Here is an 18697-nt window from a genome sequence, read left to right on the forward strand (position 1 = left end):
AGGGGGCAAGCTACCCCTCCTTCGCCTCCTCGTTCCCCCTGAGCAGATGGATCAGCGCGGAGAAATCCTCTGCCCCGTGACCGAGCTTCTCGAAAAGGCTGTAAAGCTGTGTCGCCTGTGCCCCCATCGGCGTCGCCGCACCGCTGGCGCTGGCCGCCTGCTGCGAGAGTTTCAGATCCTTGAGCATGAGGCTCGCGGCGAAACCGGGCTTGTAGCCACCATTTGCAGGCGAGGCCGGAACCGGGCCGGGCACCGGGCAATAGGTCGTCAGCGACCAGCACTGGCCCGACGAGGTAGAGGCCACGTCGAAGAGCGCCTGATGCGAGAGGCCGAGCCGTTCGGCGAGCACGAAGGCCTCGCAGACCGCCGCCATGGAAACGCCGAGGATCATATTGTTGCAGATCTTCGCCGCCTGGCCGGCGCCGGCGTCGCCGCAATGGACGATCTTCTTGCCCATGGCTTCGAGCAGGTGCTTGCCGCGCGAGAAGGCGCCCTCGCTCCCTCCGACCATGAAGGTCAGCGTAGCGGCCGCCGCCCCCGCCGTGCCGCCGGAGACCGGCGCGTCGAGCGAAGGGCAGCCAGCCCTTTCGGCAAGGCCGTGAACCTTGCGCGCGCTTTCGACGTCGATCGTCGAGCTGTCGATCAGAAGCGTGCCGGGATCGACGAAGCCGAGCAGTTCGTCCCACACATAAAGGACATGCGCGCTCGCCGGCAACATGGTGATGACGCATTCCATCTCACGCACGGCCTGCGCGATCGAGCCGGCGACCGAAACGCCCGTCTTGGCGGCGGCATTGCGCGAGGCTTCCGAAAGGTCGAAGCCGGCGACCGCGTGGCCCGCCTTCACCAGATTGGCGGCCATAGGTCCGCCCATGTTGCCAAGCCCGATAAAGGCGATCTTCGTCATCTTGCCTCTCCTCCTCAACTGAACCTGTCGCGAACTGCCCGCGCCTTATGCCTTTCCGGCGAAGAGCGGCGCGCCGTCATTCCTCCCGAAGCGGGCGAGCATCTCGGGGGTAGCTTCCGAAAGCCCAACCGACCATTTCGGATTCCTGTCCTTGTCGATCACCGCGGCCCTGACGCCCTCGTAGAAATCCGGGTTGGAAAGCATGGCGAGGGTGGCGGCATATTCCCGCTCGAGGCATTCGTTGAGCGTTGCGCTGGAGCGCCCTGCCCTTAGGAGCGACAGCGTCAGTTTGAGGCTGATCGCCGATCGGGTCTTCAGGAGTTCGAGCGTCTCGCGCGCGAAATCCGACCCGTCCTTTTCCAGTGCCGCGAGGATCTCCTCCACGGCATCGAAGGCGAAGCAGCGGTCGATGACGGACAGATGGTCGAGCAGGGCCGATGCCGGGGGCTCGCTCGAAACGGCGCGGATCGCCGCCGAAACGTCATCGGCCGTGGCCGAGGTGGAGAGCGAGGCGATGAGCTCGCCTATCCTCTCGGAGGGAACGAAACTGTCGGCGAGCCGCGCATGGATGACCGCCGCCGCACCGACATCGCGGCCCGTCAGCCCGAGATAGGTACCGAACTCGCCGGGCGCGCGCGGCAGGAGCCAGGTCGCGCCGACATCGGTGAAATAGCCGATCCCCGTTTCCGGCATCGCGAAGCGCGTCCTCTCGGTCACGATCCGATGGCTGCCATGGGAGGAAACGCCGACGCCGCCGCCCATCACGATCCCGTCCATGATCGCGATATAGGGCTTGGAATAGGCTGAAATTCGGCTGTTGACGATGAACTCCTCGCGCCAGAACTGCGCGCCCTCCTCAGGCCGTTCGCGGCCGCTTTCGTAGATCATCCGGATGTCGCCGCCGGCGCAGAGGCCCCGTTCGCCCTCGCCCGTGACAAGCACTGCGGCAATCTCCGGGTCGCGCTCGAACTCGGTCAGCGCCGCAGCGATCGCGCGGATCATCGTGCGATTGAGGCTGTTCAGTGCGCGGGGACGGTTGAGCCGCAGCCTGCCGATCGCGCCCTGGCGCTCGACAATGACCTCCGGAAGCGTGGTCTGCATGTCCATCGAAAATCCTTCCTAGGTCCGACCCATGATCGCACGCGACACGATCAGCCGCATGATCTCGTTCGTACCTTCGAGTATCTGGTGCACCCTCAGGTCGCGGACAATCTTCTCGACGCCGTAGTCGGCGAGATAGCCGTAGCCGCCATGCAATTGCAGTGCGTCATTGGCGACAGCAAAGCAGCAATCTGTGACAAAACGTTTGGCCATCGCGCAGAGCTTCGGCGCCTCCGGGTCCGCCGCATCGAGGGCGCAGGCCGCCCGCCAGAGGAAGGTCCGAGCGATTTCCAGATCCGTCGCCATATCGGCGAGGCGGAACTGCAGCGCCTGGAATTCGCCGATCGCCTTCCCGAAGGCCCGGCGCTCCTGGACATAGGCAAGCGCCTTGTCAAAAGCGGATTGCGCGCCGCCGAGCGAGGCGGCGGCGATGTTGAGCCTCCCGCCGTCGAGACCGGCCATGGCGATCCTGAAGCCTTCGCCCTCGGCACCCAAGCGGTTCTCGACGGGAACGCGAACATTGTCGAGCATCACCGCCCGCGTGGGCTGGGCATGCCAGCCCATCTTCTTTTCATTGGCGCCGAAGGTGAGCCCAGGAGAGTCCTTCTCGACGACAAAGGCTGAGATCCCCTTCGGCCCGTCCTCGCCGGTGCGTGCCATGACGATATAAAGGCCGGACTCGCCGGCACCGGAAATGAACTGTTTCTGGCCGGTAAGCAGATAGGCGTCACCCTCGGGCACCGCCTTTGTCTTGAGCGCGGCCGCGTCCGAGCCGGAGCCGGGTTCCGTCAGGCAATAGCTCGCCAGGACGTCCATCGTGAGAAGCGGCGGAAGCAGGCGCCGGCGCTGCGCGTCCGTGCCGTAGCGATCGATCATGCCGGCGCACATATTGTGGATCGAAACGAAGGAGGCGATCGCGGGGCAGCCGGTCGCGAGCGCCTCGATGATCATTGCCGCGTCGAGACGGGTAAGTCCCGTTCCGCCGACGTCGTCGCGGACATAGATGCCGGCCATTCCGAGCGCGGCCGCCGCGCGCAAAGTCTCCACCGGAAAATGCTTCTGCTGGTCCCAGTCGATTGCGTGGGGCGCGATCTCGTCCCGGGCAAAATCGAGCGCCATCGTGCGGATGGCCTGCTGTTCCTCGGAAAGGCGAAAATCCATATGCATGTCCTCCCTGACCCGCATATCGCTGCTGCAATGCTTAGTTACAGCAAAACCCGCACAGGCACAGACGCAAATGCACACAGTATCTGTTCAGAAACGAACAGGACGCTAGGCGCGGCTCTACGTCTCGCTAAGACGATACGGCAGAGCGCCGCGCATGTCATGATCGACGATGAGCTTGCGCTTCAGCGGCGGCACGGCACGGCTCGCACATCTGGTGCGCTCGCAGATGCGGCAGGAAATGCCGATCGGATCGTAGGCGGCGCGGTTCCCGAGATCCATATCGTCGGCATAAACGAAGGCATCGGCGTAGGAGATTTCGCAGCCCAGCGCCAAGGCATAGCGGGGATGCGCGGCCCGGTAACCGCCGCCGCCCTTGGTGATCTGGGTCGCGAGACAGAGGTAGCGCACGCCGTCCGGCGTCTCGGCAAGCTGGCGGATGATGCTTCCCGGTGTCTCGAAGGCCTGATGCACGTTCCAGAGCGGGCAGGCTGCGCCGAAGCGGGCGAATTGCAGCTTGGCGGCACTGTGGCGCTTGGTGATGTTGCCGGCCCGGTCGATCCGCGCGAAGAAGATCGGAATACCCTTCTGCCCCGGCCGCTGCAGCGTCGAAAGCCGGTGGCAGACCTGCTCCAGCGAGGCACCGAAACGGGCAGCGAGAAGCTCGACATCGTGGCGCAGGTCGCGTGCGGCTTTCGAGAACGGCTGGTAGGGGAAGATCAAGGCGCCCGCAAAATAGTTCTGCAGACCGATGCGGCAGATCTCATAGGCTTCCTCCGTTCGGAAGCCGGCGCTTCCCGCCACCCGGTCGATCTCCTCGCGGGCGTGCATCTGTGCGATCTGCAATGCGAGCTGGAAGTCGCGTGTCGCCGCCGGCGCGTAAGGATTGAGCGTGAGTAGGCGGGCGCGGGGATCGAAACGGCGGATCGCCTCGTCGCCCGCTGCCCCGCGCACGACACGTATTCCGTGGCGCGCCTCCAGATAGGCGGCGAGGGCCGCATGGTTGTCGCCATCGCCGAGGCCGAGCTCGCCCGCAAGCGTCTCGGCGAGCGTATCGATTTCATGAATATAGTTGTCGACGAAATGGAAGAAGTCGCGCACCTCTTCATAGGGCGTCGTCTCCACCAGGGACGCACCACGACCGATCGTGTCGTCGATGCTGGCGAGCTGCTCGCTGTTGCGCCGATAGGCCTGATGACAGGAGATCAGCGCATGGGCGAGCCCCGGCGCATTCTGGGCGACGAGCTTCAGCTCCTGCAGGCTCGGCGAATAGGTTTCGAAGAGCGGGTCGCTCAGAGCTTCCGACAGTGCCGAGAGCAATCGGTCGCTCTCGCCCGAGGAAAGTTCGGCGATGTCGATCTGGAACTTCTCCGCCAGTGCGAGCAGCACCGCCGCGGACACGGGACGCTGATTGTTCTCGATCTGATTGAGATAGCTCGTCGAAATTCCGATGCGCTCGGCGAACTGCCCCTGCGTCAGTCGCTTGCCATCCCTGAGATCCCTGACCTTGCGGCCGATATAGAGCTTCCCGATCGCCATCTTTGCACTCGTATTCGCAACTTTGCAGTTTGCGCTTCGCAATTTTATATATTCCACATTTGCACATCATCGGCGGTTTTTCCATCAGGCCTTCGGCGCTATTGCGAAGGCAGGCAAGCCTCTGCACAATCAGCAAAAATGGAGGAGAGCGATGCGCGCCGTACTTGAACAGGTGGAAGCCCGCCGGGCCGAAGCGAGGGCGGGCGGCGGTGAACGCCGCGTGGCCGCGCAGCACGGCAAGGGCAAGCTGACGGCACGCGAGCGCATCGACGTGCTTCTCGACGAGGGCTCCTTCGAAGAATACGACATGTATGTGACGCATCGCAGCGTCGATTTCGGCATGGCTGGCCAGAAGATCCCCGGCGACGGCGTTGTCACCGGCTGGGGCACCATCAACGGCCGCCAGGTCTATGTCTTCAGCCAGGACTTCACGGTCCTCGGCGGCTCCCTCTCCGAGACGCATGCCCAAAAGATCTGCAAGATCATGGACATGGCGGCGCGCAACGGTGCGCCGGTGATCGGCCTCAACGATTCCGGCGGCGCGCGCATCCAGGAGGGCGTGGCGTCGCTCGCCGGCTATGCCGAGGTCTTCCGCCGCAATGCGGAGGTGTCGGGCGTCATTCCGCAGATCTCGGTGATCATGGGCCCCTGCGCCGGTGGTGCGGTCTACTCGCCTGCGATGACCGACTTCATCTTCATGGTCCGCGACAGTTCCTACATGTTCGTGACCGGTCCCGACGTCGTGAAGACGGTCACCAATGAGATCGTCACCGCGGAAGAGCTCGGTGGCGCCCGCACGCACACGACGAAATCCTCGGTCGCCGACGGCGCCTACGAAAACGATGTCGAGGCGCTCGAGCACGTCCGCCTGCTCTTCGATTTCCTGCCGCTGAACAACCGCGAGAAGCCGCCGGTGCGGCCGTTCCATGACGATCCGGGACGCATTGAGATGCGGCTCGACAGCCTGATCCCGGACAGTGCCGCCAAGCCATACGACATGAAGGAATTGATCCTCGCCATTGCCGACGAGGGCGATTTCTTTGAACTCCAGGCAAGCTTCGCCCGCAACATCATCACCGGCTTCATCCGCATCGAAGGCCAGACCGTCGGCGTCGTCGCCAACCAGCCGATGGTTCTCGCCGGCTGCCTCGACATCGACTCCTCGCGCAAGGCGGCGCGTTTCGTCCGCTTCTGCGACGCCTTCTCAATCCCGATTCTGACGCTCGTCGACGTGCCCGGCTTCCTGCCCGGCACCGCCCAGGAATATGGCGGCGTCATCAAGCACGGCGCCAAGCTGCTCTTCGCCTATAGCCAGGCCACCGTGCCGATGGTGACGCTGATCACGCGCAAGGCCTATGGCGGCGCCTATGACGTCATGGCCTCCAAGCACATCGGCGCCGACGTGAACTACGCCTGGCCGACGGCCGAGATCGCCGTGATGGGTGCCAAGGGCGCGACCGAAATCCTCTACCGTTCCGAACTCGGCGATCCCGAGAAGATCGCAGCCCGGACGAAGGAATACGAAGAGCGCTTCGCCAATCCCTTCGTCGCCGCCGAGAGAGGCTTCATCGACGAGGTGATCATGCCGCACTCCTCCCGCCGCCGCATCGCCCGCGCCTTCGCCTCCCTGCGCAACAAGCAGGTCGAGACCCGCTGGCGCAAGCACGACACCATCCCGCTTTGACGGGAGAACCCGATGGGAAACATGTTCAAGAAGATCCTCATCGCCAATCGTGGTGAAATCGCCTGCCGCGTCATCCGCACCGCGAAGAAGCTCGGCATAGCGACAGCTGCCGTCTATTCGGATGCCGACCGCGACGCAATGCATGTACGCATGGCGGATGAGGCCGTCCATATCGGCCCCTCCCCCTCCAGCCAGTCCTACATCGTCATCGAGAATATCCTCGCGGCGATCCGCAGGAGCGGGGCCGATGCCGTTCACCCCGGCTACGGCTTCCTCTCCGAAAACCCCGCCTTCGCCGAGGCTCTGGAGAAGGAAGGTGTGACCTTCATCGGTCCGCCGGTCGGGGCGATCGAGGCGATGGGCGACAAGATCACCTCGAAGAAGCTCGCCGCGGAAGCGGGCGTTTCCACCGTTCCCGGCCATATGGGGCTGATCGAGGATGCGGACGAGGCCGCGCGCATCGCCGCTGAGATCGGCTTTCCCGTGATGATCAAGGCTTCCGCCGGCGGCGGCGGCAAGGGCATGCGGATCGCCTGGAACGAGCGCGAGGCACGGGAGGGCTTCCAGTCGTCGAAGAACGAGGCGAAAAGCTCCTTCGGCGACGACCGCATCTTCATCGAGAAATTCGTGACCGAGCCCCGCCACATCGAGATCCAGGTGCTCGGCGACAGACATGGCAATATCGTCTATCTCGGCGAGCGCGAATGCTCGATCCAGCGGCGGAACCAGAAGGTCATCGAGGAGGCGCCCTCGCCCTTTCTGGACGAGAAGACGCGCCGCGCCATGGGCGAGCAGGCCGTCGCGCTGGCAAAGGCCGTCGGCTATCACTCGGCCGGCACGGTAGAGTTCATCGTGGACGCCGGCCGCAACTTCTACTTTCTCGAGATGAACACCCGGCTGCAGGTCGAGCATCCCGTGACGGAACTCGTTACCGGCCTCGATCTGGTCGAGCAGATGATCCGCGTCGCGGCCGGCGAGAAGTTGGCTTTCACCCAGAAAGACGTGAAGCTCGACGGCTGGGCGATCGAAAGCCGGCTCTATGCGGAAGACCCCTATCGCAACTTCCTCCCCTCGATCGGCCGGCTGACGCGCTATCGTCCGCCGGAGGAAGGCGTGCGGGCCGGCGGTACCGTCATCCGCAACGACACCGGCGTCTGCGAGGGCGGCGAGATCTCGATGTATTACGATCCGATGATCGCCAAGCTCTGCACCTGGGGACCGGACCGGCCGACGGCCGTGCGCGCGATGGCGGATGCACTCGACGCGTTCGAAGTCGAAGGGATCGGCCATAACCTGCCCTTCCTCTCGGCCGTGATGCAGCAGGACCGCTTCCGCGAGGGACGGCTGACCACCGCCTATATCGCCGAGGAATTCAAGGACGGGTTTCAAGGGGTGGCGCCGGACGAGACTTCGGCACGCAAGCTCGCCGCCGTCGCGGCTACGGTCAACCAGACGCTCCAGGAGCGCGCCAGCCGGATCTCCGGCACCATCGGCAACCACCGCCGGATCGTCGGCCATGAATGGGTGGCGAGCCTCGACGGGCACGACATTCAGATCACATGCGAGGCATCCGCCGACGGCACCTATGTCCGCTTTGCCGACGGGACATCCGTTTCCGTCGCAACCGACTGGGCGCCCGGCCGCACCCGCGCCGCTTTCAATATCGACAATCAGCCCATGAGCGTAAAGGTCGAGCTCGCCGGCCCGGGCATAAGGTTGCGTTGGCAAGGGATCGACGTCGTCGCAAGGGTAAGAAGCCCTCGCGTTGCCGAGCTCGCCCGCCTGATGCCGAAGAAGCTTCCGCCCGACACGTCCAAGATGCTGCTCTGCCCGATGCCCGGGGTGGTGACCTCGATCAGCGTCAAGCCCGGCGACACGGTCGAGGCCGGACAGGCGATTGCCGTCGTCGAGGCGATGAAGATGGAGAATATACTGCGGGCGGAAAAGCGTGCGATCGTGAAGCGCGTGGCGATAGAAGCCGGCGCGAGCCTCGCGGTGGACGAGTTGATCATGGAGTTCGAGTGATGGTGCAGCGTTGAGGATGCGCTGAGATGCCGCCGTAAGGAGCGGCAGCTTTGCCCCTCACCCTAGCACTCTCCCCGCACGCGGGGAGAGTGGACTTAAGACTGCGCCGCGAGTCTCCTTCGCCCCGCCTGCGGGGAGAAGGTGCCGGCAGGCGGATGAGGGGCTTGCGGTTTCATCGGTACCGATGAGGGCCAGGCCCCGGCCAAAGCTATTCGGAGTGAAACAATGACCGAAAAGACCATCAAGGACTGGGAAGCCCTTGCCGAGAAAGAACTCAAGGCCTCCCCCGAAAACCTCGTCTGGCACACGCCGGAGGGCATCGACGTCAAGCCGCTCTATACGAGCGACGACATCTCCGGCATCGGTCACCTGAACGCGCTCCCCGGCTTTGAACCCTTCGTGCGCGGCCCGCGGGCCACCATGTATGCAGGGCGGCCCTGGACGATCCGGCAATATGCCGGCTTCTCGACGGCCGAGGCGTCCAACGCCTTCTATCGCAGGAACCTCGCCGCCGGCCAGCAGGGCGTCTCTGTCGCCTTCGATCTCGCCACGCACCGCGGCTATGACAGCGACCACCCGCGCGTCGAGGGCGATGTCGGCAAGGCCGGGGTCGCGATCGACTCGGTAGAGGACATGAAGATCCTGTTCGACGGCATCCCGCTCGACAGGATTTCCGTGTCCATGACCATGAACGGTGCGGTGATCCCGATCCTCGCCTCCTTCATCGTTGCCGGCGAGGAACAGGGCGTCAGCCGCGACAAGCTCTCCGGGACCATTCAGAACGACATCCTCAAGGAGTTCATGGTCCGCAACACCTACATCTATCCGCCGGAACCCTCGATGCAGATCGTCGCCGACATCATCGAATATACCGCGAAGGAGATGCCGAAGTTCAATTCGATCTCGATCTCCGGCTATCACATGCAGGAGGCCGGCGCGACGCTCGTGCAGGAACTCGCCTTCACCCTTGCCGACGGGCGCGAATATGTGCGCGCGGCACTCGCCAAGGGGCTCAACGTCGACGACTTCGCCGGCCGGCTCTCCTTCTTCTTCGCAATCGGCATGAACTTCTTCATGGAGGCAGCGAAGCTGCGCGCGGCACGGCTCCTCTGGACGCGGATCATGAAGGAGTTCAAGCCCGAGAAGACGTCCTCCCTGATGCTGCGGACCCATTGCCAGACGTCGGGCGTGTCGCTTCAGGAACAGGACCCCTATAACAACATCGTCCGCACCGCGTTCGAGGCGATGTCCGCCGTGCTCGGCGGCACGCAATCGCTTCACACCAATTCCTTCGACGAGGCGATGGCGCTTCCGACGGATTTTTCGGCCCGCATCGCCCGCAACACGCAATTGATCCTGCAGCACGAGACCGGCGTGACGAATGTCGTCGACCCGCTTGCCGGCTCCTATTACGTCGAGAGCCTGACGAACGAGCTTGCCGAAAAGGCCTGGGCCCTGATCGAGGAAGTGGAGGCGCTGGGCGGCATGACGAAGGCCGTCAATGCCGGCCTGCCGAAGCGGCTGATCGAAGAGGCCGCGACCCGGCGCCAGGCGGCCGTAGACCGGGGCGAGGAGGTCATCGTCGGCGTCAACCGGTACCGGCTCGATAACGAGCAGCCGATCGACATTCTCCAGATCGACAATGCCGCGGTTCGGGCGGCTCAGATCAAGCGGATCGAGGAAACGAGGCGCCGGCGGGACTCACGGAAGATGAAGGATGCGCTGGACGCGCTGGCCGACGTGGCGCGCAGCGGCAAGGGCAATCTGCTCGCCGCCGCCGTCGAGGCCGCCCGGGCGCGCGCCACCGTCGGCGAAATCACCGATGCCATGCGGGAGGCTTTCGGCGATTACACCGCCATTCCGGAAGTCGTCACCGACATCTACGGCAAGGCTTATGAAGGAGATCCGGAACTCGGCGTACTCGCCGGACGGCTCGGGGAAGCGACGAAGCGGCTCGGCCACAAGCCGAAGATCATGGTAGCCAAGCTCGGCCAGGACGGGCACGACCGCGGCGCCAAGGTGATCGCATCCGCCTTCGGCGATATCGGCTTCGATGTCGTCGCAGGCCCCTTGTTCCAGACGCCGGAAGAAGCCGCCGATCTGGCGCTCGCCGAAGAGGTCACCGTAATCGGCGTTTCATCGCTTGCCGCCGGCCACAGGACGCTGATGCCGCAACTCGCAGAGGCACTGAAGAAGCGCGGCGGCGAGGACATTATCGTCGTCTGCGGCGGTGTCATTCCCCGGCAGGACTATGATTATCTGATGGAGAACGGCGTCGCCGCCGTCTTCGGACCCGGCACCCAGGTGCTCGACGCCGCGCGCGCCGTGCTGGATCTGATCGAAGGCAGGCGGCGAAACGTGTAGTCCGCGCCGTCCGGCCGAGTTCAAGTCTCGATCCGGAGCTTCATCCGGTCGGCGGCAAAGCGCGTTCGCGAATATTCGACCGGGCGGCCTCCGAGATCCGCATTGATCGATTGCGTCTCCATGACGATCGCCCCCGGCGAGAGTTTCAGAAGCGAGAGTTCCTCTGCGTCCGCGTGCCGCGCGACGATCTCCGTCGAGACCCGGACGTAGTCGTCGAGCCCATGCACGACAAAGGCCTTGGTGACCGATCCGAGCCGCCCATATTCCTCCGCCATCCTCGCAAAGCGCTCGGCGGGGTAGTAGCTGACCGCCGTCGAAAGCGGCCGCCCGTCGCCGCTGCTGACGGTGCTGAGCTCGATGAGAGGGGTGCCCGGGGGAACGCCAAGCGCAGCGGCGATTTCGCCGCTTGCCGACACTTGGCGATGCCCCCGGAGCTCGGTTCCGATTTCCTTCACCTGGCGGCCGAGACCTTGCGAGAAGCGAGTGCGCCGCGAGATCGGATAGCTCACACGATCCTTGCGCTCGATCATCGTGCCGCGCCCCTGCACCGCGCGCACCAGACCTTCTTCCGCGAGTGCTGCCAGCGCGCTGCGCACGGTGTGGCGATTGACGCCGAATTCCGCTGCAAGGGCCGTCTCCGGCGGCACCATGCCGGTCGCGTCATAGTCACCGTTGCTGATCGCCAGCCGTATCCTGTCGGCAATCTGCCGCCATAGCGCCACACCCATCTGCCGTTCGACGACCTTCGCCACCATCTTCTTCGCCCCACTTCTTCCGCCGCCGGTTTCTTGGCAAATGTCACAAGCCTGTCATTTGCGAAGGCTATGGAAAGGTATAAGATGTATAGTTGTCTAGATCAATAGACATTTTGGAGTGAGATGATGGACGCAGCTAAGACAAGTGATGAAGGCATCGCTCAGCGCCGGGAAGGCATGCGGCTTCTGGCGCGCGCCACGCTCGGCGAACTTTCCATGGCCTGGGATGCGATCGAGGACAAGCCGGAGGTCGCGCCGGTGCGCGGTCCGGAAACCGGGCTCGTCATGGTGCGCGGCAAGATCGGCGGCGGCGGCGATCCTTTCAACCTCGGCGAGGCCACCGTTTCACGCGCCACCGTGCGGCTTGCGACCGGAGAGATCGGCCATGGGCAACTGCTCGGCACCGACAAGGCACGCGCCCGCTTTGCCGCGATCTTCGACGCGCTTTTTCAGAGCGCTGCGCATCGCGCAAGCGTCGAGGCGCTGCACGAGCAGGTGGCCGCTCGCCTTGATGCGGAAGACCGTCGCAAGGCCGAGGAAACGGCTGCGACCCGCGTCGACTTCTTCACCATGGTCCGCGGAGAGGATTGATGACGGCCAAATCGCAAATCTATAGCGGCGCCTTCGCCGATCCTGTCTTCGAGGCGCAGTCCGTGTTCCGCAGCCTGATGGACTGCTTCGCCCGCCCGGGTACCGTCGGCCGGCTTTCCACTGCTGCAGCCCCTCCGGCGCCACTCGGAGAGGCAAGCGGAGCTGTCGCGCTCACGCTCTGCGACCACGACACGCCGGTCTGGCTATCGCCGGCGCTCTCCAAATCCTCCGCGCCGAAGTGGATCGCGTTTCACACCGGCGCGGGCGTCACCGAGGCGAAGGACGAAGCCCGCTTTGCCTTCTTCGAGAAGGACGCGGCTGTGCCGGGCTTCGACCAGTTCTCCCTCGGCACGCAGGAATATCCCGACCGTTCCACCACGCTCGTCGTCGAGGTGGAAGCGCTCGAGGGCGGGCAGCCGCTGATCGGCCGGGGACCGGGAATCAAGAACGGGATCGTCGTCGCACCGAAGGGCCTGCCCGACGTGTTCCTCGACCTCTGGGCCGCCAACCGGGCGATCTTTCCACGCGGCATCGATCTCGTCCTGACGGCGCGCGAGGCAGTGCTTTGCCTGCCGCGCACCACCAAACTCGAACGGGAGTAAGCGCATGTATGTAGCCGTCAAGGGCGGAGAAGCCGCCATTGCCAATGCTCACCGGCTGCTGGCCGACCGCCGGCGCGGCGACCGGACGCTGCCCGCGATCACCATAGAACAGGTCGTCGAGCAGCTCGGGCTCGCGGTCGACCGCGTGATGGCCGAGGCCTCGCTTTACGACCGTGCGCTTGCGGCGCTTGCCGTGCGCCAGGCGCGCGGCGACATGATCGAGGCGATCTTCATCCTGCGCGCCTACCGCACGACCCTTCCGCGCTTCGGCTATTCTGAACCGGTCGACACCGCGAAAATGAAGGTCGAACGGCGCGTCTCGGCCACCTACAAGGACCTCCCCGGCGGCCAGCTGCTCGGCCCCACCTTCGACTATACGCACCGGCTTCTCGACCCGTCGCTCATCGGCGAACAGCCGGTCGATGAGCCGGCGCTCAAGGAGCCGGGCGAACATGTCATGCGCGTCTCCGACATTCTCGACGGCGAAGGCCTGATCGAGGGCGACGGCCGGATGCCGGAAGCTCACGTGGCGGGCGACCTGACGCGCGAGCCGATGGAATTTCCGATGGCGCGCGATCTCCGCCTGCAGGCGCTTGCCCGTGGCGACGAGGGATTCCTGCTGGCGCTCGCCTACTCCACGCAGCGCGGCTATGGCCGCACGCATCCCTTCGTCGGCGAGGTCAGGATAGGCGAGGTCGAGGTCGAACTGGAGCTGCCGGAGCTGGGCTTTGCCGTTTCACTTGGGGTCATCCGCGTTACCGAATGCCAGATGGTCAACCAGTTCAAAGGCTCGGCCAAGCAGCCGCCGCAATTCACCCGCGGCTACGGACTCGTCTTCGGCCAGAGCGAGCGCAAGGCGATGTCGATGTCGCTGGTCGATCGGGCTCTCCGGACCGACGAATTCGACGAGGACATCGTCGCCCCCGCCCAGGATCAGGAATTCGTCATCTCGCATGCCGACAACGTCCAGGCGACCGGCTTCGTCGAACATCTGAAGCTGCCGCATTACGTTGATTTCCAGGCCGAGCTCGACCTGGTCAGGCGCATGCGCCGGGAACACGACGCCGCCCAGGCCGGCGGCAGGGACGGCATGAAGGAGGCCGCCGAATGAACGACCTCGCAACTTACAACTTCGCCTATCTGGACGAGCAGACGAAGCGGATGATCCGCCGCGCGATCCTGAAGGCGATCGCCATCCCGGGCTATCAGGTGCCCTTCGCCTCCCGCGAAATGCCGATGCCCTATGGCTGGGGCACCGGCGGCGTGCAGGTGACCGCCTCCATCCTCGGGCCCGACGACGTGCTCAAGGTGATCGATCAGGGCGCCGACGACACGACGAACGCCGTTTCGATCCGCGCCTTCTTCCAGAAGGTCGCCGATGTCGCCGTCACCACGAGGACGACGGAGGCGACGATCATCCAGACGCGGCACCGCATTCCCGAGGAGCAACTGAGAGAGGGGCAGACGCTCGTCTACCAAGTGCCCATTCCGGAACCGCTGCGCTTCCTCGAGCCGCGCGAAACCGAGACGCGCAAGATGCATGCGCTCGAGGAATACGGGCTCATGCATGTGAAGCTCTACGAGGACATCGCCCGCAACGGCCATATCGCCACGACCTACGCCTATCCTGTGAAGGTCGAGGACCGTTACGTGATGGACCCCTCGCCGACGCCGAAATTCGACAATCCGAAGATGCATATGTCGGAGGCCCTCCAGCTCTTCGGCGCCGGCCGGGAGAAGCGCATCTATGCGGTGCCACCCTATACCGAGGTCGTCAGCCTCGATTTCGAGGATCACCCCTTCGAGGTCCAGAAATTCGACAAGCCCTGCGCCCTTTGCGGCGCCGAGAACGTCTATCTCGACGAGGTCGTGCTCGACGACAAGGGCGGGCGCATGTTCGTCTGCTCCGACACCGACCATTGCGAGGATCGCCGGGCGCACGGCCATGCCGGTGCCATGCTCGCCCCCGCCGCGAAAGAAAGCCAGGAGGCTGCAGTATGAGCGCCGTGCCGCTTCTGAAAGTCAGTGACGTTTCGAAATTTTATGGAAGTCGCATCGGCTGCCGCAACGTCTCCTTCGAGCTCTATCCGGGCGAGGTGCTCGCCATCGTCGGCGAATCCGGCTCGGGGAAGACCACGCTGCTCTCCTGCCTCTCGACCCGGCTGATGCCGACATCCGGCATCGTCGAATATCACATGCGCGACGGCCAGTACCGGGATCTTGCGCGCATGAGCGAGGCCGAGCGTCGCTTTCTGATGCGCACCGACTGGGGCTTCGTGCATCAGAACCCGGCAGACGGGCTGAGGATGACGGTGTCGGCCGGTGCCAATGTCGGCGAGCGCTTGATGGCGGTCGGCGACCGGCACTACGGAAATATCCGCGCGGCGGCAGGCGACTGGCTGAGGCGCGTGGAAATCGAAGAGGACCGGATCGACGATCAGCCGCGCGCCTTCTCCGGCGGCATGCGCCAGCGCCTGCAGATCGCCCGCAATCTGGTCACCTCGCCCCGCCTCGTCTTTATGGACGAGCCGACCGGCGGCCTCGACGTCTCGGTGCAGGCACGCCTGCTAGATCTGGTTCGCGGCCTCGTCCACCACCTCGGCCTTGCGGCGGTCATCGTCACCCACGACCTCGCCGTGGCGCGCCTCCTTTCGCACCGGATGATGGTGATGAAGGACGGCGCCGTCATCGAACAGGGTCTGACCGACCGGGTGCTCGACGATCCGCGCGAGCCCTACACGCAACTCCTCGTTTCCTCGATTCTTCAGGTGTGACGCATTGACAATGCGCAACGGAAAGTAAAGACCATGCCAACTCCCCTCGTTGTCTCGGAAGTCGCGAAAAGCTTCACCATGCACCTTCGCGACGGCGTGCGCCTGCCGGTGGTCGCGAACGTCTCCTTCTCGGTGAAGGCCGGCGAATGCGTCGTGCTCGGCGGCCCCTCCGGCGTCGGCAAGAGCTCGATCCTCAAGATGCTCTACGGAAATTACGGCGTCGACGAAGGCCAGATCCTGGTGGAGCATGACGGCCGCCTGGTGAACCTCGCGACGGCCGAGCCGCGCACCGTGCTCGAAGTGCGCCGCACGACGCTCGGCTATGTTAGCCAGTTTCTGCGTGTCGTGCCGCGCGTCTCCGCCCTCGACATCGTCGCCGAGCCCTTGCAGGCGCGCGGTGTGACGGCGGCCGAAGCGCGGGAGCGTGCGGCCGAACTGCTTTCGAGGCTCAACCTGCCGAGGGAACTCTGGGCCCTGCCGCCGGCCACCTTCTCCGGCGGCGAACAGCAGCGGGTCAATATCGCGCGCGGCTTCATCACCGACCATCAGATCCTGCTCCTCGACGAACCGACGGCCTCGCTCGATGCGAAGAACCGCGCAGTGGTGGTGGAAATGATCGCCGGGAAGAAGGCGGCCGGCACGGCCCTGATCGGTATTTTTCATGACGAGGAGGTACGCGAGGCGGTCGCCGACCGCATCATCGACGTATCGGAATTCTCTCCGAGGAAATACGCAGCATGAGCCAGAAACTCGGCCTCGAACCCGCCATCCATGCGACAGCGAGCGTCGTGAATTCGACGCTCGGCCGCTACACCGAAATCCGGGAACGCTCGCGCCTCGACGAGGTGGAGTTCGGTGATTATTCCTACATCATGCAGGACGGCTCGATCTGGTGCGCGACGGTCGGCAAATTCGTCAACATCGCCGCAGCCGTGCGCATCAACGCCACCAACCATCCCACCTGGCGGGCGACGCTGCATCACTTCACCTATCGCGCACCGATGTATTGGGACGATGCGGAGCCCGACCACGATCTCTTCGCCTGGCGCCGGCAGAACCGGGTGACGATCGGCCATGACGTCTGGATCGGCCATGGCGCGACGATCCTGCCCGGCGTGAGTGTCGGCAATGGAGCCGTGATCGGCGCCGGCGCCGTCGTCTCCAAGGACGTCGCACCGTACACGATCGTCGGCGGGGTACCTGCGAGACTCATCCGAGATCGCTTCACGGCCAGGGTCGGCGAAGCCATGGATCAGCTCGCCTGGTGGGATTGGGACCACACCAAGCTACGCCATGCGCTGGACGATTTCCGGGAACTGACGGCGGAGGAGTTCCTTGTGCGGTATAGCTAGGCGCCGCGCGTATGATGCCCTCATCCCGCTGCCGCGATCTTCTCCCCGTTTCGAGGGGGAGAAGGGACAAGCCGGGGAGAGGGGCAAATCCGCCGCCGCAAGCGTATCAGGCGGCCGCAGCTTCCATCAAAAACGCACCCGCGACCCGAGCCACCAGCGCCAGCGAAACCGCACCCGCATCCGGGTGGCCGATGCTCTTTTCGGCCAGCGGCCGGGCGCGGCCGAGTTTCGGGGTCAGCGCGGAGGTCGCATCGGCGGCCTCTTGAGCGGCCTTGGCCGCCGCGCTCCAGGCTTCCACAAGCGGCCTGCCGGCGGCGGATTCCCTTTCCAGCGTCTCCACGAAAGGCACCAGCGCGTCGACCAGCGTCTTGTCGCCCACGCGCGCGCGGCCGAGACGCGTGACGCCGTCGAGTGCGAGGCGGGAGCCCTTCGCGATCGCCGCGTCGCTCACCTTATCCTCATCACTGAAGGCATTGCTCCAGGAGCGCAGGGCCAGGCCCCAGATCGCGCCCGAGGTGCCGCCGGCGCGGTCCGCCCAGGCGTCGCCCGCGGCAGCAAGCACGCTTGCGGCCCCTGCCCCAGCCGCGGCCGCCGCCTTTGCTGCGTCGAATGCGGCGGCCGAACCGCGGCGCATCCCCTGGCCGTGATCGCCGTCGCCGGCAAAGGCGTCGATGCGGCCAAGTTCCTCCTCCGCGTCCTTCAGCGCCTCGGCAATGTTGCCGATCAGCCGGGCTATGCATTTGCCGCTTTCCTTCGAGGCTTCCGCTGCGGGGCCGAAAGACTGCGGGCCGTCGGCGTCTACGATCTCGTCGGTCGCGGGTTCGGCGGCAATGATCACACCCTTTCGCAGCACCGGCGCATCCGTGGGCGCGCGCCAGAGCGCCTCCAACTCTTCGTCCAGCCAGAGAAGGGTGAGCGAGCAGCCCTGCATGTCGAGGCTGGTGACGAATTCGCCGCATTCGGGGTCGACGATTTCGAGGCCCGCATCGCTGAGCTGTCTGGCGATCGCCGTCCAAAGCACGAAAAGTTCTTCATATTTGGTCGAGCCGAGACCGTTCAGCACGGCCGCCACCTTCCTGGAGCCTGCGGGGCGCTCGGCAAGAAGCTTGCCGGTTAGAAGCTTCGCGAGATCGCTCGCCGTCGCAATCGTCTCTTCGCTGACGCCCGGTTCCCCGTGAATGCCGAGGCCGAGCGCCATCTGGCCCTTCGGCACGGTGAAAAGCGGACCGGTGGCGCCCGGAAGCGTGCAGCCGCCGAAGGCGACGCCGAAGGATACCGTCCGCTCATTGGCGTGACGCGCGAGCCGCTCGACCTCGTCGAGCGATTTGCCAGCTTCCGCTGCCGCGCCGGCGATCTTGAAGACGACGAGGTCGCCGGCAATCCCGCGGCGCTTGGCCGACGTCTCCGCGGGCGCACTCGCCACGTCATCGGTCACGGGCAGGATGCGCACGTCGATGCCTTCGGAGCGAAGCCGTTCGGCCGCAACCCCGAAGTTCAGAACGTCGCCCGCATAGTTGCCGAAGCCGAGCAATACACCGCCGCCCTGGTCGGCATGGCGGCAGACGCGGGCTACCGCGGCCGTCGAGGGCGAGGCAAAGACATCGCCGGCGACCGCCGCGTCGGCGAGCCCCGGTCCGACATAGCCAGCGAAGGCCGGGTAGTGTCCCGAGCCGCCGCCGACCACGACGGCGACCTTGCCCTTCGGCACCTTGGTCGAGCGCACGACGCCGCCCTTCACCAGGCGGACGTTGCGCTGATAGATCGCTGCAAAACCTGCGAGTGCGGTCGTGGCGAAATCTTCCGGAGCGTCAAAGATCGTGGTCATCGCTTCAATGTCCC

General features: G+C 65.0%; 16 protein-coding genes. 10 read left to right on the plus strand and 6 right to left on the minus strand.

All coding sequences use genetic code 11. From position 1 onward, the window contains the following. Nucleotides 1-10 precede the first annotated feature (10 nt). The 4 genes from mmsB to BHD07_RS17260 form a co-directional block, all read right to left on the minus strand. Nucleotides 11-907, minus strand: a complete 897-nt coding sequence (gene mmsB, locus BHD07_RS17245) for a 3-hydroxyisobutyrate dehydrogenase (RefSeq protein ID WP_338281937.1) — start codon at nt 905-907, stop codon at nt 11-13. A 45-nt stretch (nt 908-952) separates the two neighbouring features. After that, nucleotides 953-2014 carry an enoyl-CoA hydratase/isomerase family protein gene (locus tag BHD07_RS17250; RefSeq protein WP_338281939.1) on the minus strand — a complete coding sequence of 354 codons (1062 nt, stop codon included), beginning with the start codon at nt 2012-2014 and terminating at the stop codon, nt 953-955. Nucleotides 2015-2026: 12 nt separating this feature from the next. Then, entirely contained in the window at nt 2027-3169 is a 1143-nt protein-coding gene (locus BHD07_RS17255) for an isobutyryl-CoA dehydrogenase (RefSeq protein WP_338281941.1), read from the minus strand. A gap of 123 nt (nt 3170-3292) precedes the next feature. Further along, nucleotides 3293-4711 carry a helix-turn-helix domain-containing protein gene (locus tag BHD07_RS17260; RefSeq protein WP_338281942.1) on the minus strand — a complete coding sequence of 473 codons (1419 nt, stop codon included), beginning with the start codon at nt 4709-4711 and terminating at the stop codon, nt 3293-3295. Between the two features lie 151 nt (nt 4712-4862). Between BHD07_RS17260 and BHD07_RS17265 the strand changes: the two genes are divergently transcribed. The 3 genes from BHD07_RS17265 to scpA all read left to right on the plus strand — a co-directional run bounded on the left by BHD07_RS17265 (nt 4863) and on the right by scpA (nt 10784). Next, nucleotides 4863-6395: an acyl-CoA carboxylase subunit beta gene (locus tag BHD07_RS17265; RefSeq protein WP_338281944.1), complete on the plus strand. Its 1533-nt coding sequence runs from the start codon at nt 4863-4865 to the stop codon at nt 6393-6395. 12 nt (nt 6396-6407) lie between these two features. Then, nucleotides 6408-8420 (plus strand): acetyl/propionyl/methylcrotonyl-CoA carboxylase subunit alpha, encoded by a 2013-nt coding sequence (locus tag BHD07_RS17270; protein WP_338281945.1) that lies wholly within the window; start codon nt 6408-6410, stop codon nt 8418-8420. A 225-nt stretch (nt 8421-8645) separates the two neighbouring features. Further along, nucleotides 8646-10784, plus strand: a complete 2139-nt coding sequence (scpA, locus tag BHD07_RS17275) for a methylmalonyl-CoA mutase (protein WP_338281947.1) — start codon at nt 8646-8648, stop codon at nt 10782-10784. 20 nt (nt 10785-10804) lie between these two features. Here the strand turns inward: scpA and phnF are convergent, their stop codons facing one another. Further along, on the minus strand, nt 10805-11539 hold the full coding sequence (gene phnF / locus BHD07_RS17280) for a phosphonate metabolism transcriptional regulator PhnF (protein WP_338281949.1): 735 nt from the start codon (nt 11537-11539) through the stop codon (nt 10805-10807). 126 nt (nt 11540-11665) lie between these two features. Between phnF and phnG the strand changes: the two genes are divergently transcribed. The 7 genes from phnG to BHD07_RS17315 are packed head-to-tail and all read left to right on the plus strand — an operon-like array spanning nt 11666 to nt 16858. After that, complete coding sequence (gene phnG, locus BHD07_RS17285; RefSeq protein WP_338281951.1) at nt 11666-12130, plus strand: phosphonate C-P lyase system protein PhnG; 465 nt, start codon at nt 11666-11668, stop codon at nt 12128-12130. Next, a complete protein-coding gene (phnH, locus tag BHD07_RS17290; RefSeq protein WP_100671266.1) occupies nt 12130-12732 on the plus strand; it encodes a phosphonate C-P lyase system protein PhnH in 603 nt (200 codons plus the stop codon). The genes phnG and phnH overlap by 1 nt, the downstream gene beginning before the upstream one ends. A gap of 4 nt (nt 12733-12736) precedes the next feature. Then, nucleotides 12737-13843 carry a carbon-phosphorus lyase complex subunit PhnI gene (locus BHD07_RS17295; RefSeq protein WP_338281954.1) on the plus strand — a complete coding sequence of 369 codons (1107 nt, stop codon included), beginning with the start codon at nt 12737-12739 and terminating at the stop codon, nt 13841-13843. Continuing rightward, nucleotides 13840-14733 carry an alpha-D-ribose 1-methylphosphonate 5-phosphate C-P-lyase PhnJ gene (locus tag BHD07_RS17300; RefSeq protein WP_100671262.1) on the plus strand — a complete coding sequence of 298 codons (894 nt, stop codon included), beginning with the start codon at nt 13840-13842 and terminating at the stop codon, nt 14731-14733. Before BHD07_RS17295 ends, BHD07_RS17300 begins: the two co-directional genes overlap by 4 nt. Further along, on the plus strand, nt 14730-15506 hold the full coding sequence (gene phnK, locus BHD07_RS17305) for a phosphonate C-P lyase system protein PhnK (RefSeq protein WP_338281957.1): 777 nt from the start codon (nt 14730-14732) through the stop codon (nt 15504-15506). The genes BHD07_RS17300 and phnK overlap by 4 nt, the downstream gene beginning before the upstream one ends. A gap of 33 nt (nt 15507-15539) precedes the next feature. Further along, the gene (gene phnL, locus BHD07_RS17310; RefSeq protein WP_018096168.1) at nt 15540-16247 is read left to right on the plus strand and encodes a phosphonate C-P lyase system protein PhnL; all 708 of its coding nucleotides are present in this window, start codon (nt 15540-15542) and stop codon (nt 16245-16247) included. After that, on the plus strand, nt 16244-16858 hold the full coding sequence (locus tag BHD07_RS17315; RefSeq protein WP_338281960.1) for a DapH/DapD/GlmU-related protein: 615 nt from the start codon (nt 16244-16246) through the stop codon (nt 16856-16858). The genes phnL and BHD07_RS17315 overlap by 4 nt, the downstream gene beginning before the upstream one ends. 106 nt (nt 16859-16964) lie before the next feature. Here the strand turns inward: BHD07_RS17315 and BHD07_RS17320 are convergent, their stop codons facing one another. Next, nucleotides 16965-18683: a dihydroxyacetone kinase family protein gene (locus tag BHD07_RS17320; protein WP_338281961.1), complete on the minus strand. Its 1719-nt coding sequence runs from the start codon at nt 18681-18683 to the stop codon at nt 16965-16967. Nucleotides 18684-18697 lie beyond the last annotated feature (14 nt).

This window comes from Sinorhizobium sp. KGO-5 (assembly GCF_036245905.1).
Taxonomy (GTDB): domain Bacteria; phylum Pseudomonadota; class Alphaproteobacteria; order Rhizobiales; family Rhizobiaceae; genus Sinorhizobium; species Sinorhizobium meliloti_A.

Coding starts and splice junctions, on each gene's coding strand:
- mmsB (WP_338281937.1), bottom strand. CDS start 907: ATGACGAAGATCGCCTTTATCGGGCTTGGCAACATGGGCGGACCTATG.
- BHD07_RS17250 (WP_338281939.1), bottom strand. CDS start 2,014: ATGGACATGCAGACCACGCTTCCGGAGGTCATTGTCGAGCGCCAGGGC.
- BHD07_RS17255 (WP_338281941.1), bottom strand. CDS start 3,169: ATGGATTTTCGCCTTTCCGAGGAACAGCAGGCCATCCGCACGATGGCG.
- BHD07_RS17260 (WP_338281942.1), bottom strand. CDS start 4,711: ATGGCGATCGGGAAGCTCTATATCGGCCGCAAGGTCAGGGATCTCAGG.
- BHD07_RS17265 (WP_338281944.1), top strand. CDS start 4,863: ATGCGCGCCGTACTTGAACAGGTGGAAGCCCGCCGGGCCGAAGCGAGG.
- BHD07_RS17270 (WP_338281945.1), top strand. CDS start 6,408: ATGGGAAACATGTTCAAGAAGATCCTCATCGCCAATCGTGGTGAAATC.
- scpA (WP_338281947.1), top strand. CDS start 8,646: ATGACCGAAAAGACCATCAAGGACTGGGAAGCCCTTGCCGAGAAAGAA.
- phnF (WP_338281949.1), bottom strand. CDS start 11,539: ATGGTGGCGAAGGTCGTCGAACGGCAGATGGGTGTGGCGCTATGGCGG.
- phnG (WP_338281951.1), top strand. CDS start 11,666: ATGGACGCAGCTAAGACAAGTGATGAAGGCATCGCTCAGCGCCGGGAA.
- phnH (WP_100671266.1), top strand. CDS start 12,130: ATGACGGCCAAATCGCAAATCTATAGCGGCGCCTTCGCCGATCCTGTC.
- BHD07_RS17295 (WP_338281954.1), top strand. CDS start 12,737: ATGTATGTAGCCGTCAAGGGCGGAGAAGCCGCCATTGCCAATGCTCAC.
- BHD07_RS17300 (WP_100671262.1), top strand. CDS start 13,840: ATGAACGACCTCGCAACTTACAACTTCGCCTATCTGGACGAGCAGACG.
- phnK (WP_338281957.1), top strand. CDS start 14,730: ATGAGCGCCGTGCCGCTTCTGAAAGTCAGTGACGTTTCGAAATTTTAT.
- phnL (WP_018096168.1), top strand. CDS start 15,540: ATGCCAACTCCCCTCGTTGTCTCGGAAGTCGCGAAAAGCTTCACCATG.
- BHD07_RS17315 (WP_338281960.1), top strand. CDS start 16,244: ATGAGCCAGAAACTCGGCCTCGAACCCGCCATCCATGCGACAGCGAGC.
- BHD07_RS17320 (WP_338281961.1), bottom strand. CDS start 18,683: ATGACCACGATCTTTGACGCTCCGGAAGATTTCGCCACGACCGCACTC.